The sequence below is a fragment of the Saccharospirillum sp. ABV4_185 genome (genome assembly GCF_056159245.1).
The window spans coordinates 65,085-78,451 of the sequence record NZ_JBSWUW010000002.1 but is presented as its reverse complement, the minus strand read 5'-3'; the positions used below and the strand labels follow the sequence as shown (position 1 = coordinate 78,451).

The 13,367-nt window shown below is 58.5% G+C and carries 15 protein-coding genes; 8 read left to right on the top strand and 7 right to left on the bottom strand.

Annotation, left to right across the window (positions count from 1 at the left end):
* Nucleotides 1-25: 25 nt before the first annotated feature.
* From ACXAE6_RS17510 to ACXAE6_RS17500, 3 genes are all read right to left on the bottom strand, one after another.
* Nucleotides 26-505 (bottom strand): GlcG/HbpS family heme-binding protein, encoded by a 480-nt coding sequence (locus ACXAE6_RS17510; RefSeq protein ID WP_475152084.1) that lies wholly within the window; start codon nucleotides 503-505, stop codon nucleotides 26-28.
* Between the two features lie 17 nt (nucleotides 506-522).
* A complete protein-coding gene (locus tag ACXAE6_RS17505; RefSeq protein WP_475152078.1) occupies nucleotides 523-1,968 on the bottom strand; it encodes an aldehyde dehydrogenase family protein in 1,446 nt (481 codons plus the stop codon).
* 159 nt (nucleotides 1,969-2,127) lie between these two features.
* A complete protein-coding gene (locus ACXAE6_RS17500) occupies nucleotides 2,128-2,865 on the bottom strand; it encodes a TenA family transcriptional regulator (RefSeq protein ID WP_392805204.1) in 738 nt (245 codons plus the stop codon).
* A gap of 374 nt (nucleotides 2,866-3,239) precedes the next feature.
* On the opposite strand from ACXAE6_RS17500, the gene ACXAE6_RS17495 reads away from it, so the two are divergent.
* Nucleotides 3,240-4,586, top strand: coding sequence for an MFS transporter (locus ACXAE6_RS17495; RefSeq protein ID WP_475152074.1), 1,347 nt, complete (start codon nucleotides 3,240-3,242; stop codon nucleotides 4,584-4,586).
* 64 nt (nucleotides 4,587-4,650) lie between these two features.
* Entirely contained in the window at nucleotides 4,651-5,385 is a 735-nt protein-coding gene (locus ACXAE6_RS17490; RefSeq protein WP_475152071.1) for a GntR family transcriptional regulator, read from the top strand.
* A 37-nt stretch (nucleotides 5,386-5,422) separates the two neighbouring features.
* Here ACXAE6_RS17490 and ACXAE6_RS17485 read toward each other — a convergent pair whose 3' ends face one another.
* From ACXAE6_RS17485 to ACXAE6_RS17475, 3 genes are all read right to left on the bottom strand, one after another.
* Nucleotides 5,423-5,728 (bottom strand): hypothetical protein, encoded by a 306-nt coding sequence (locus tag ACXAE6_RS17485; protein WP_475152069.1) that lies wholly within the window; start codon nucleotides 5,726-5,728, stop codon nucleotides 5,423-5,425.
* A 40-nt stretch (nucleotides 5,729-5,768) separates the two neighbouring features.
* The gene (locus ACXAE6_RS17480) at nucleotides 5,769-6,518 is read right to left on the bottom strand and encodes a creatininase family protein (RefSeq protein WP_475152067.1); all 750 of its coding nucleotides are present in this window, start codon (nucleotides 6,516-6,518) and stop codon (nucleotides 5,769-5,771) included.
* 122 nt (nucleotides 6,519-6,640) lie between these two features.
* Nucleotides 6,641-7,300 carry a GntR family transcriptional regulator gene (locus tag ACXAE6_RS17475; RefSeq protein ID WP_475152062.1) on the bottom strand — a complete coding sequence of 220 codons (660 nt, stop codon included), beginning with the start codon at nucleotides 7,298-7,300 and terminating at the stop codon, nucleotides 6,641-6,643.
* Nucleotides 7,301-7,492: 192 nt separating this feature from the next.
* On the opposite strand from ACXAE6_RS17475, the gene ACXAE6_RS17470 reads away from it, so the two are divergent.
* From ACXAE6_RS17470 to ACXAE6_RS17445, 6 genes are all read left to right on the top strand, one after another.
* Complete coding sequence (locus ACXAE6_RS17470) at nucleotides 7,493-8,065, top strand: chromate transporter (protein WP_475152059.1); 573 nt, start codon at nucleotides 7,493-7,495, stop codon at nucleotides 8,063-8,065.
* Nucleotides 8,062-8,592, top strand: a complete 531-nt coding sequence (locus tag ACXAE6_RS17465) for a chromate transporter (protein WP_475152057.1) — start codon at nucleotides 8,062-8,064, stop codon at nucleotides 8,590-8,592. The genes ACXAE6_RS17470 and ACXAE6_RS17465 overlap by 4 nt, the downstream gene beginning before the upstream one ends.
* Nucleotides 8,593-8,630: 38 nt before the next feature.
* Nucleotides 8,631-8,921: a 2Fe-2S iron-sulfur cluster-binding protein gene (locus ACXAE6_RS17460; RefSeq protein ID WP_475152052.1), complete on the top strand. Its 291-nt coding sequence runs from the start codon at nucleotides 8,631-8,633 to the stop codon at nucleotides 8,919-8,921.
* A gap of 315 nt (nucleotides 8,922-9,236) precedes the next feature.
* A complete protein-coding gene (locus tag ACXAE6_RS17455) occupies nucleotides 9,237-9,707 on the top strand; it encodes a RidA family protein (RefSeq protein ID WP_475152048.1) in 471 nt (156 codons plus the stop codon).
* A gap of 30 nt (nucleotides 9,708-9,737) precedes the next feature.
* Nucleotides 9,738-11,270, top strand: coding sequence for a hypothetical protein (locus tag ACXAE6_RS17450; RefSeq protein ID WP_475152045.1), 1,533 nt, complete (start codon nucleotides 9,738-9,740; stop codon nucleotides 11,268-11,270).
* 119 nt (nucleotides 11,271-11,389) lie between these two features.
* On the top strand, nucleotides 11,390-12,322 hold the full coding sequence (locus ACXAE6_RS17445; protein ID WP_475152040.1) for an NADP-dependent oxidoreductase: 933 nt from the start codon (nucleotides 11,390-11,392) through the stop codon (nucleotides 12,320-12,322).
* On the opposite strand, the gene ACXAE6_RS17440 is transcribed toward ACXAE6_RS17445, so the two are convergent.
* Nucleotides 12,312-13,328, bottom strand: coding sequence for an asparaginase (locus tag ACXAE6_RS17440; protein WP_475152035.1), 1,017 nt, complete (start codon nucleotides 13,326-13,328; stop codon nucleotides 12,312-12,314). The two genes, ACXAE6_RS17445 and ACXAE6_RS17440, sit on opposite strands and share 11 nt — an antisense overlap.
* Between the last annotated feature and the right edge of the window lie 39 nt (nucleotides 13,329-13,367).

Below are 13,367 nucleotides of genomic sequence, written 5' to 3'. Positions count from 1 at the left end.
CCACGCCGGGGCGTGGCGACCGGTTTTATTTTTTAATATCAGCGGCGACCAGCACTTCTTTGCCCTGGCTTGCCAGGTAATCGCTCAGTGCCTGCAAGGCGGCGACGCCGGCTTGGGTGTCCTGCTCGCCATTACCGCCACTGAGGCCAACGCCACCGACGACTTCACCGTCAACAACGATCGGAAAACCACCGACAAAAACCGCAAACTTACCTTCAAAACTCCACTGAATACCGAAGGCTTCGTTACCCGGCAGCGCCGGTCCGTTCGGTGCGGTATTGAACAGATGCGTCGAACGTTTGTGGCCGGCGGCGGTGAAGGCTTTGTTCCAGGCGATTTGCGGACCGGTGACGCGCGCGCCATCCATGCGTTCCATGGCCAGCGGAAAACCGCCTTCATCGCAGATGCAGATGGTTTCCAACACGCCAATCTCTTCGGACTTTTGCTTGGCGGCTTCAAGCATCACTTTGGCTTCGGCCAGTTCCAGACGGAAAAACGATTTCATGCTGTCTCCTGATTCGTTCAGCGACCGATGTAGACGGTCTTAACCTGAGTAAAAAATTCCAGACCGGTGCGACCGGATTCACGGAAGGTCGAGGTACTGGAGCGTTTGATACCACCGAAAGGTGCGTTCACCAGGTTGCCGGTGGTGGTGCGGTTGACCTTGACGGTGCCGGCTTCGATCTCCAGCGGGAAACGCTGGATGTAGCGGATGTCGTTGGTCACCAGAGCGGCACTCAGTCCGTATTCAGTGTTGTTGGCTTCGACAATGGCGGCGTCGTAATCAGCCACCTCCATCACGGCGATCACCGGGCCGAAAATTTCTTCACGGGCGATGGTCATCTCGCCGGTAACGTCGGCAAAAACCGCCGGGCTGACGTAGTAACCCTGGTCGTAAACACCGCCAGTCAGCTTTTCACCGCCGCACACCCATCGAGCTTCAGCTTTGCCGGCCGCGATATAACGCAGCACCGAGTCGAGCTGTTTCTGGTTCGCCAACGGGCCGACGGTGGTGCTGTCGTCCATGCCATCGCCGATGCGGATTTGCTCGATGGCGGTCACCAGCGCATCCAGGTAACGGTCTTTCACCGCCGGTGTTACCAACACCCGACTGGTGCCGGTGCAGGCCTGGCCGGTGAGTGAAAAACCACCCTGAACGGTGAGCTTCACAGCGGTGTCGATGTCGGCGTCATCGAGCACGATCAGCGGGTTTTTGCCACCGAGTTCCATCTGGGTACGGGTGGTTAAACCTGCAGCGCGATGGATGCGTTCACCCGCATCGGTGGAGCCGGTAAAGGTGATGGCGCGAATCGCCGGATGGGTGGTCAAGGCCTGACCGACGTCGCTGGCAGCACCGGTAATAAAGTTGAATACACCGGCGGGAACGCCACCGGCGACCAGAGCTTCCGCCAGACGCAAACCCACCAACGGCGTATCGGAAGAGGGTTTGAACACCACGGTGTTGCCGGTGATCAGTGCCGGGGCGATCTTGCGGGCGGGAATGGAAATCGGGAAATTCCACGGCGTAATCACGCTGACCACACCGAGCGGTTCGCGCTGGGAATAGACCAGCATCGCCGGATCATCCGATGGATAAGTCTCGCCGGTAAAAGTAGTGCCTTCGACAGCGTAAAAGCGCAGCGTCTGCGCCGAGCGCAGAATTTCCATGCGACTGTTCGACAGCAGTTTGCCTTCTTCACGAGTCAGCTCTTCGGCGAACTGTTCAACCTTGGCTTCCAGATAATCGGCCGCCTTATTCAACACCTTGGCACGCTGACCGAGCGGTGTTTTTTTCCAGCTCTCGAAGGCGCGTTCGGCCGCTTCGATAGCCGCCTTGGCATCCGCATCCAGTGACGCCTGAAAACGACCGACGACTTCTTCGCGGTTGGCCGGATTACGGCTTTCAAACTGGCAGTTGCTGACCGATGGCTGCCACTGTCCATCGATGTAATTCAGATAATCGGTCATGGTGTCTCTCCCCTTGGGAAGTCCAGATATAACCCGACCGCCCGGCTGAGATCGTCAGCCCGGTCGGGAAACATCCAACAGGATTTCAGTCATCGCAGCGGATGCCGGATGACACCACCGACCGGCCGGTAAGCCGGTGGTGGTATTTGGTATCAGCGCTTAAGCAGCCTGACCCATGTCCAGCTCAGACAACGGCAGCTCATCGGCCACGTAATCGTGGTACAGCGCCGTGGTGTAGAGCAGACGCATCTGCGCACCGATTTCACAGATCTTCAGGCAACGTTGCTGCAGCTCAACGGTGTCGGCGTGTTCCAGCACAATCTGGTAACCGCGTTCGCCGTGAATCTCGTCGGAGACGATGTGCAGGTCGAAGAATTCGACTTCTTCGTCGGTGAAGCCGTATTGCTCACGCAGCACAGGCGTCTGCTTGCGGTAGATAGAGGGCACCTGAGATTCCAGACCGACCACTAAAGCAGCGACCGCCACAACCGGATGCTCACGCATGGCGATGGCGTAGCACCAGCTTTGCAGACCACGGGTGGTCGGTGACATGTTGTCCGGATTTTCGACGCGCTCGCGCGTGGTGCCGCAGGCTTCGGCAAAACGGATCAGCAGATCGGTGTGACGATCGCCACTGATTTCCTCTTCGCTCATGTTTTGCAGCAGGAAGTCTTTGGCTTCGGTGTATTGCTCTGGGGTGTTGGCGTAGATATAAGCCAGATAGTCGGCGAACGGGCCCACATAGTGATAGTGGTTTTCGGCCCAGCGCGACAGATGGTCACGGCTCAGCTTGCCGCTGGCCCAGGCCACACTGAACGGCGCCTTGTTAGCGCTTTTGCCTTTGATCGCCTGCTCCAGAGCGGCACGGAATTCTTCACGGTTCATCAATTCAGCCATTGTTCTCACCTTTATGCCTGACGCCGTTGTGCCGCTGACGCGACCCTCGACGTGGTCGGTTGTTTTGTACTCTCTGTTTGTCTTATCTCATTGCTAATTGGTTTTTGGTATACCAAACAGCTGAGTTCAAACCTAACTTTGGTATACCATCAAGTCAAGAACGAAAATCGATTTTTTACCCCAGTCATCGTCATCGATGCCCGAATACTCTTATGAAAAGCTGATCGGTCCTTGATTCGAGTTGATATTGAAGCGAATGTTTCAACCCTCTTTTTAGCGCTGACGACCGGGCTAAACAGCGGTCGACCATGGCTCGAAATGGAATATTGGTATACCATCGCCATCCATTTTTACGCCAGTCAGCAGGACCTCTGATGCCGCCTACACCGCCCGCCGCCACAACACCCATTAATCGACGCGCCAGTCTGGCGGTGGCCCTGGGCACGCTGATCGCGGTGCTCGATCTGGGCATGGTGAATCTGGCGTTGCCGAGCATGGCGGCAGGTCTATCGATTGCCGAGTCGCAAGCGGTGTGGATATCGACCAGCTATCAGTTGGTGTGCGCTGCCAGCCTGATGCTGGCGTCAGGCTTAAGTTATGTTATCGGTCGCAAACGCCTCTATCTGGCTGGTCTGCTGTTGTTTGCTGCTGGCGCCGGCCTGGCGCTGCTGGCTGACAGTTTTGTCTGGCTGATCGTGGCGCGAATCTGGATGGGACTGGGTGGTGCAGCGCTGCTTAGCCTGGGGCCGGCGCTGTTACGCACTATTTATCCGGCCAATCGTTTAGGCCAGGCATTGGCGATCAATGCGCTGGTGGTTGCCACCGGTCTCGCTGGCGGTCCCAGCCTGGCGGGTGTGATTCTTTATCTGGCCGACTGGCCGTGGATCTTTGCGCTGAATCTGCCACTGGCGCTGACCGCGCTCTGGCTCAGCGCAACCGCTCTGACGCCGGAACCGGCCCAACGGCGGCGTTTCGATTGGCTCGGCGGGCTCTATTCGGCGCTGCTGATGGCCTGCCTGCTGCTCAGCCTGGAACGCCTCGGCCATGGCGCTGACAGCTGGATTCCTGTGTTGCTGCTGGCAACCGCCGCCCTGGCTCTGGCGCTCTTTGTGCGTCGCGAAGGGCGCGCCAGCTATCCACTGGTGCCCTTGTCGATTTTCCGACGCCGCCGTTTCAGCCTGGCCATCGTGGTGACGCTGCTGGCGTTCACCGCCCAGGGTCTGACTTTTGTCGCGCTGTCATTTCTCTATCAAAGCGATTTTCAGCACGGGCCGCTGATGGCTGCGGTGCTGTTCTCGCCCTGGCCGATTGCCTTGCTGGTGTCGGGTCCGCTGGCCGGTCGTCTGTCCGATCGGCTCAACCCGGCCGCTTTATCCACCGCCGGGCTGGCGCTGTTCGTGGTCGGTTTATTGCTGCTGTTAATCGGCGCCGTCAGCCTGCAATTGCCGCTGTTGCTGGTGGCCTCGGTGATCAGCGGTTTGGGCTATGGCTTTTTCCAGGCGCCGAACAATCATGAGGTGATGGCGCAGGTGGAGCTGTCGCTCAGCTCAACCGCCTCGGGTGTGCTGGCCACGGTACGTACGCTGGGGCAAAGCCTGGGATCGGCCAGTTTTGCGCTGGCCTGGTCGGTGTCGCCCGGTGCTATGCTGTGGCCGCTATTGCTGGCCTTGTTGATCAGTCTGGCAGCGACGCTGATCAGCCTGCGCCGGCTGCGCCACTGAACCACCGACGCTGCGTTGTGATACCATCGGCCCACTTTTGAACAACGGTGATGCCTTCCCAGCCATGAGCCTGTCCGACAACAACATCAATCTACCTTGGAGCGACAAGGATCTCGCACCGATCCGGGACAAGGTCTACTCCTACATTAAAGACGCCATTCTGCGCGGCGAATTCAAAGCCGGTGACCGTCTGGTGGAGCGTAATCTGGCGGACAAACTGAACATCAGCCGCACACCGATTCGCGAAGCGCTGTTTCGACTGGAGTCGCAAAAATTTGTCTCCACCGTGCCGCGCAAAGGCGTGGTGGTGAATGAAATTTCGCGCGATGAGATTCTCGAGGTGTTTTTAATTCTGTCATCGCTGGAATCGCTGGCGGCGCGGCTGGCGGCACAGAAAATCGATGAGCAGACCCGGGTCGAATTCGATCAGGCCATCGCCGCGCTGGCAGCCATCGAACAGCATCCAGAACAAATCAGCGATTCCGGCACCCATCTGGACATCAACCTGCAATACAACGACCTGATCGGTAAGGCGTCGAAAAACATCCGTCTGCACGAAATGCTGATGGAACTGAAAGACTACGTGCGCGCCTTCACCAACCTCAGCAGCCAGACACCCGGTCGCGCCATGGAAGCGTTGAAAGAGCATTTGAACATTCTGATCGCGGTGCGCGACGGCCAGGAAGGCCTGGCCGAAAACTACGCCCGGGTGCACGTCGAAAAAGCCCGCAACGCCTATTTAAAAGCCAGCGTCCAGGCGCAGGCCGACGCCGCAGCAGCACAACAACACAGCGCCTGATAGCAGCCGCTGCCAACCGGCAGCGGTTAATTCTGTATTAAGCCGCCGCCCGCTCTTCGAGGCGAATGCGCATCAGCGGCGAGCGCGTCAGCTGATGCAGTTCTGCCTCGGCCTCCTGCAGTGACTCGAACGACTCAAAGAACTTCACCGGTATCGAATTCACCGTACCGCCCTCGCCGGTTTCGGTGATGCGAACCCGGGCGCCGTCGGTATCGACATGAGCGATGCTGAAGGCCGTAGTGCAGCGGTCGTAGAAGTAATAATCGAAGGTTTTCAAAACCGTCAGTCCCCGTTCCGGGCTGGCATCGTATTCATTGACCTTGCTGGTCAGAACCACGTACATGCGGGCTTCCTCTGTTAGGTGTTGAAACGCCAGGGCGGCTTCAGTCCATCAACGCTCTGGTGGCATCGACCAATGCATCCAGCGCCTGCTCTACGATTTCCTGACCGGCTTCCAGACTGGCCTGGGTGGCATCACCAATGCAGCCGTTGCGGGTCATTTCGTCATAGGTGTAAAAGCCCTGAATGGGCTTGCCCGGACGCAGGTTTTCCCAGCGTTCACCGGTGCGGATGTCGCCTTTTTCCAGTTTTTCCGGACGCACCAGATGCGGCGCCAGATAGTAGGCTTCGGATACTTCGCGTTCACAGCTGTGACCGAACAACTGGGATTTAACATGACGGCCGGTGGCTTCTTTGGCCGAGGCGGTGGTCTTGGCGTAGTAGCACTCCACCTCCAGTTCCTGCGCCAGCGACGCCGCCGCCACGCCCAGCACCGGCTGGTTGCCGCCGTGACCGTTCATAAACAAAAACTTGCGGATGCCGTGCTGTTTCAGCGAATGCACCATGTCGCGCAGCAGCGCGAGCATCGTTTCCGGGCGCAGGGTGATGGTACCGGGGAAATTCATATGGTGCGGCGAAATGCCCATGGCCACCGTTGGCGCCACCAGCACATCGGGAAACAGTCGCTCAGCCAGTTTTTTGGCCATGGCTTCGGCCAGCACGCCGTCACAGCTTTCGGCCATATGCGGACCGTGTTGTTCGTGTGCGCCCACCGGAATGATGGCGATCTGCACGGTTTTCAGCGCATCCGCCACTTCCGGCCAGGTCATATCCGCCAGAACGTAGGAATTCATTGTGTAGCCTCTCACCCTTGGTCATTCACTTTTGATAATTAGGCGCCGCTGAGTTGGCGACGACTTGATCTATTTTTGGTATACCATAGACCAAAAAAGCACACAAGAAAGATGTGGTTTTGCTAACCGCAGCTGCCACTGGCCACTTCGTTCGACAGCCGGATATGAGCCTCTACCAGGTCGCGCATGCCTGCTATATCGCGGCTCAGCGCCAGTTGCACCATATCTTCATGCTGCTGATCCAACGCTGCCCGGACGGTCGGCTGGCGCGGTGCCTGACGGCGGTAACGGTCGAACTGCTCATGCAACTGACGAATGAAACGCAGCATCCAGGGCGACTGGCAGCGCGACAGCAATACCGAATGAAACTGGGCGTGCAGCACCTCCCAGTCACTGAGTTTCATGCCGTCGCCGCTGGCCTGCTTAAGGCGATGGCCCGCCGCCAGCAACTCCGCTTCCCAGTCGGCATCGCCGAGCTTGAGCGAGCGCGTGACCGCCATGCCTTCCAGCTCGATGCGCAGTTGGACGATGTCTTCGAGTTCTTCAGCGCACAGCCTCGGCACCCGAAAACCGCGCTGGCTTTCCAGATTCAGCAGCCCGGTGGCGGCGAGCCGGTTCAACGCCTCGCGCAACGGGCTCAGGCCGACCTGATAGCGGTCGCGTAATTGGGTGATGCCGATCTTGTCACCGGCCGGGTAATGGCCGTTTAACAAATCTTCACGCAAGGCGGTGAACACCTGGGTGGACAGGGTATTGATGGGTTGCAGCTTGCTTCGTGTCATAGATTCATCTCATTTCTCGTTGCGCTAATGGTATACCATAAACCAAAAAATCCTTGACTCTTCTTTTTCGGCTGCACTAAGGTTCCTGAAAATCGATTTTTCAAAAACATGTCCATCATGCTGTTGAACGTCGATTGTTTTACTCCGCCGACCACCGTCGGCTTGATGGTTTGCTTTCAGTTGGGAATTGGCATGACGCAACACGCAGCTCTCTTCACCGCCTTTCTACGCACCGGCCTGGTTGGCTTTGGTGGCGGTCCGTCGATGATCCCGCTGATCCATCATGAAGTGGTCAAGCGTCATCAATGGCTGCAAGAAGACGATTTCTCCGATGTGCTGGCGATCGCCAATTCTCTGCCCGGCCCCATCGCTACCAAGCTGCCTGGCTATGTGGGTTATCGAGTGGCTGGCATCAGCGGTTGTGTGCTGGCGGTTATTGCCATCACCGTGCCCATGGTGATCGCGCTGATCGTGGCGCTCGGTGCTGTGGCGTTTTATCAAGATGTCGCCTGGATTCGTGGCATGGCGCTGGGTGTGGTGCCGGTGGTGGCGATTATGATGCTGCAGTTGTGCTGGGACTTTCTGAATAAGTCACGCCAAAGCCTGGGCTGGCCGGTGAGTCTGGTGATGTTGCTGTTGGCAGCTGGGCTGATTGTCGGTCTGGCGGTGCACCCGGCGCTGATCATTCTGACGCTGCTGACAGCGGCGCTGGTGCTGCCCAAGCAGATTCGCTGGCCCTGGTCGAAGCGGGAGTCGCAGTCATGATCTATCTGCACCTCTTCGTCGCCTTCTTTATTCCCAACATCATCGGCTATGGCGGTGGTCCGGCGATCATTCCTTTGATCGAAGCCGAAGTCGTCGGCCGCTATGGCTGGATGGCGTCGTCCGAATTCGCCCAGACACTGGCCATCGGCAATGCGCTGCCCAGTCCGATCGCCACCAAGATGGCCGGCCAGATCGGTTATGAGGTCGCTGGTGTTGGCGGTTCGATCGTGGCGCTGCTGGCGACCATTGCGCCCTCTTTGCTGCTGATGATCGCCGCCCTCGGTCTGATGGTTCGCTTTAAGGATTCACACCAGGTCAAACGCATGAGCGCCTGGGTCCGGCCGGTCATCACTCTGCTGATGGCGCTGCTGACGGTGTCGTTTTTTCAAGAAGGCCTGATGTCGATCGGCATGGTGCAGACCGTTGCCATAGCAGCCGTCGCCGCACTGGCGCTGATGGTGTTGAAGCTGCATCCGGCGTTGGTGGTCGCCGCCTCGCTGGTCTATGGCGGCATCTGGCTGGCGTGATTACCCATTAAGAAGAATGAAGTAACAGGACGATTGTTATGCCCATGATCAAGTTTCACAAAAACGGGGAAGTGCACCAGGGCGAAATCCCGGATAACGCCAATCTGGTGGTGCGCGCCGGTATTCGCCAGTTCCCCTACCCGCATCTGAATTACAAATGCGGTATGGGCAAGTGCGCCACCTGTGCGTGTCGCATCATCGATGGCCAGGACAATTTGCCGGCCCCGAATTGGAAAGAAAAAAAGATGCTCGGTTCCAAGCTGCAAGAAGGCTATCGCTTAGCCTGTCAGCTTTGGGTGACTGAGGATCTGGAGTTGTCGCAAGGATAATAAGGGTCGCCGCCTCAAGAGGCGTCGATACCATAATAAGAGCCGGCTTGGACCGAGATCGGCTCAACTTGAAACGAACAACAAGAAAAGCACTCGTTTCGCTCGTTTAGAACGCTCTTCACAGAACCCGGGTAACGGGCATCGGCCGGCCGCAAGGGGCGCAGAACCCTTATGTCTGACGGATGCCACCTGCTTGCACCTTGCAAGCTCTGACCAACGCGACAGGAGGAAACGCTGCTTCAGGTTAATGAACCGCAGTTTCCTCGCGCTGAGGTCGGGGACTGCATCGGCAAGTGACACAAGAGGGAGTACCCCATGACCGCCATCAAGCAACGATTGAGCGAGCTGGGCATTGAACTGCCCAAGCCCAACCCGGCAGCGGGGCATTACCGACCCTACCTGAGCCATGCCGGCCTGGTGTCTATTTCCGGCCAGACCTGCAAGCGCAATGGTGAGTTGGTGTACCGCGGCAAGGTGGGTCGCGATCTCGATCGGCAGACGGCTCAGAGTGCAGCGCGCCTGTGTGCGCTGAATCTGATCAGTCAATTGCATGAGGTGTGCGGGGGTGACTGGGATCGACTGGTGCAATGTCTGAAGTTGACCGTCTTCATCAACTGCACCGAAGACTTTGAAGAGCTGCCCTGGGTTGCCAATGGGGCATCGGATCTTTTGGTCGAGATCTTCGCAGAGCGAGGTCTGCACAGCCGATCAGCGATCGGTGTGGCGTCCTTGCCCGGCGGTTCGGCCATCGAAATCGATGCCTTATGCCAGGTAACCGAGTCCTAACTAAAACGAGAGTCAAAAACAGGTGAGACAATGAACGAGAGCGTAACCCTGACGCTGGCCCACTGGTTATATCTGGCGGGTATGGTGTCGATAATTGTGACCATGATCTTCCGGACCACCGTCGTTGTACCCGCCATCGCCGCAACTTTCTTTGTGGCCTTGGCCTACACCGGCAGCCCTGTCATCGGTTTTATGTCGGTGTTTAATGCCAGCATGACCGCCGCGGCCGAGCTGTTTAATATCTTTTTGATCATCGCCCTGATGACCGCTTTGCTTGGCTCGTTGCGGCACTTGGGATCGGACATGAAGATGATCATGCCGTTCCAGAAAGTGATGTCCAACGGCCACATCGCCTACATCGTGCTGGCCTTTGTGACCTACCTGATTTCCCTGTTCTTCTGGCCAACTCCAGCGGTTCCGCTGGTCGGTGCCATCCTGATTCCGGCGGCCATCGCAGCCGGTCTGCCCGCCATGGGCGCCGCACTGGCGATTGCCATTGCCGGTCAGGGCATGGCCTTGTCGGCGGATTACATCATTCAGGTGGCACCGGGCATCAGTGCCGGTGCCGCCGGTGTGGACGTCAATCTGGTGTCCGATCGCGCTTTCGTGTTGTCGATCATCACCGGTATGGTCGCGCTGCTGTTCGGCTACATGGGTTTCCGTAAAAACATCATGGGTCCGGATGCCGCCCGCATTCAGGTGTGGGAACAGGGCGACAACCTGGAAAGCCAGGAAGTGCTGGAAAAGCAGAAAGAGAAGAATCGCCATATGGGCAGCTTCTCGGGCAAGGCGCAGTTGTCTCAGGCCAGCCGCCTGATCGATGAACAGGATTCCACCGACAACGTATCCAAGGCCACTCTGGATAAATGGTCCACGGTCTTTGCCATCGTCGTGCCGGCCGCTTTCCTGGCCATCATCTTCTATATGGTGTTGGCCAAGTACTCCGATGCTCTGCCGGGAATGGAAGGTGGTAGCGGTGCGGCCCTGGTCGGTGGTGTTGCTGCTCTGATCCTGGTGCTGGCGACGCTCGCCGGTGCCGGCAAGCAGGTGCTGTCGGTGGCGTCCGATCACATCACCGATGGTCTGGTGTTTGCTTTTAAAGCCATGGGCGCCGTGCTGCCGATCGCCGGTTTCTTCTTTATGGGTAATGGTGGCACTGCCACTTCCATTATGGGTTTGAGCGAGCCGGCTCCGGGCTTTCTGTTCGATCTGGTTCAGGCGGCTCAGGGCATCATTCCGCACAATGGTTTCTTCGTTGCCTTCGGTCTGCTGCTGATTGGCATGATCACCGGTGCTGACGGTTCCGGCTTCTCCGGCCTGCCGTTAACCGGTGCGCTGGCTGGCGCTCTGGGTCAGACGGTGAATGTCGATGCCGCCACTCTCGCCTCCATTGGTCAGATGGGTGCCATCTGGACTGGCGGCGGTACGCTGGTGGCCTGGTCATCACTGATTGCGGTCGCGGGTTTCGCCCGGGTACCGGTACTCGAAGCGGTACGAGCGCTGTTCCTGCCGGTGGTGCTGGGTTTGCTGGTATCAACCTTCGTGGGTGTGCTGATCTGGTAACCGCGCTGCCTCGTTCGGCTTTATCAGGGGTGGCTTCGGCCACCCTTTTTTGTGCGCGCTTGAATCCCTGTTTAACGCCCTAATCTGCTCGCTCTACAACTCTCAATCAGGAAGCCACCATGTCGAGCATGAAAGCCATCACCTACGACCAATACGGCGACAACAGCGTCTTGCAACTGACCGACCAACCCATCCCCAAAGTCGGGCCGGATGATGTGCTGGTCAAAGTCAAAAGCGCCTCGGTGAACCCGGTCGACTGGAAAATCATGATGGGTTATCTGGACCCGGTGCTGCACACCTGGTTCCCCGTCACCCCCGGCTGGGATGTCGCCGGCGTGGTCGAACAGGTCGGCATGGACGTGCCGGAATTTAAAGTCGGCGATGAAGTCATCGGCTACGCCCGCCGCGATATGGTCAACGACGGCACCTACGCCGAATACGCCACCGTGCCGGTGCGGGCACTGGCGCGTAAGCCGGCGGCGTTGAGCTGGGATGAAGCCGGTGCTTTGCCCTTGGCCGGTCTCACCGCCTACCAACTGCTCACCCGTTTGGGTCTGCAACAAGATGAAACCGTGCTGATTCACAATGCCGCCGGCGGTGTTGGCATTCTGGGTGTGCAGATTGCCAAGCACTTTGGCGCGCGGGTCATTGCCACAGCATCCGAGAAAAACCACGATTTCCTGCGCGAGCTGGGCGCCGAACCGGTGGCTTATGGCGACGGTTTAACCGACCGGGTTAAAGCGCTGGCGCCGGACGGTGTCGATCTGGTGGCCGATTTTGTCGGCGGCGTGCTGGAGGTGACTCAGGCGGTACTCAAAGCGGGCGGTCGCCACGCTTCTATTGCCGACGGTGGCGTCACCGAAGCCGGCGGTCAGATGGTCTGGGTACGCCCCAGTGATACCGATTTGCAAGCGCTGGCCGATATGGCCGATGCCGGTGCCCTCACCGTGCCATTGGCAGCCACTTTCGAGCTGGCCGACACCGCCAAGGCGTTCGAACTGAGCCAGGGCGGCCATGCCCGCGGCAAGATCGCCATTCGCGTCAGCGACTGACGTTCAGATCGCTAAATGCCTCGGTGACCGGCTGCCACTGACCGGTCACCAGGCCATTGCGATTGCGGATCGGCGGTTGTTGCCAGCGCTGTGGTAGCGACAAGCCCAACTGATTCAGAATGGCTGCCATCGCCACTTCAGCGGCATCGGCTGAACCGGAATCCAGCTTCAACGCCACGCCCAATTTCAGCTCGGGCAAGGCTGCTATATAAACCCCTTCGGCACCAATCTTCAAAAACGCCTGATCACCCAGGGTCTGCATGGCTTCGCTGCAGAATCGCTCGCTGCCACCGACCATAAAGGGATGCTTGCTGACAGCCTGATGCAAACGACGCGCACCATCGCGGTAGGGTTCGGGCAGATATTGCGGGTCGGCAAAACGCGCAAAACCCAACGCCAAACGATGCAGCGGCATGGCCCAGGTGGGTGCGGTGCAGCCATCGGGTGACAGCGGCGCGCTGGTCAATTCAACATCACAGCATTGTTCGATACAGTCGCGAATCGCCTGCTGCACCGGGTGATCGACACCCACATAACCCTGCGTCGGCCAGCCTTGATGCCGCGCCAGCGCCAGCATGCCCAGATGCTTGCCAGAACAGTTGTTGTGCCGCCCATCCGGCTTGGCGTGCTGCCAGGCCAGATCAATAAAAGCCGGCTGATGCGATGGCCATTGCAGGCCGCATTCAAAATCGCCTGCGGCCAGGCCCAGCTTGCCCAGAAACCGATCGGCAACCGCCGTATGCTCGGGCTCGCCATTGTGGGAGGCGCAGCACAGCGCCAGCTCTTCGTCGTCGAGCGCGAACGCCTGATGCGCACCACTGGCCAGCATCGGTAGCGCCTGGAACGCCTTGATGGCCGAGCGTGGGTACGTCGGCGTATCGACATCACCGAGCGACCAGAGCGTTGCGCCGGCAGACGTCATCACCAAGGCGCGGCCGCGATGTTCGCTTTCCACCGCACCGCCACGGATGACCTGAACCAGAACCGGATTGTTCGACTGCGTCATTACTCAAACCCTGTGATTTAGCAAAGGCTGATACTAGGG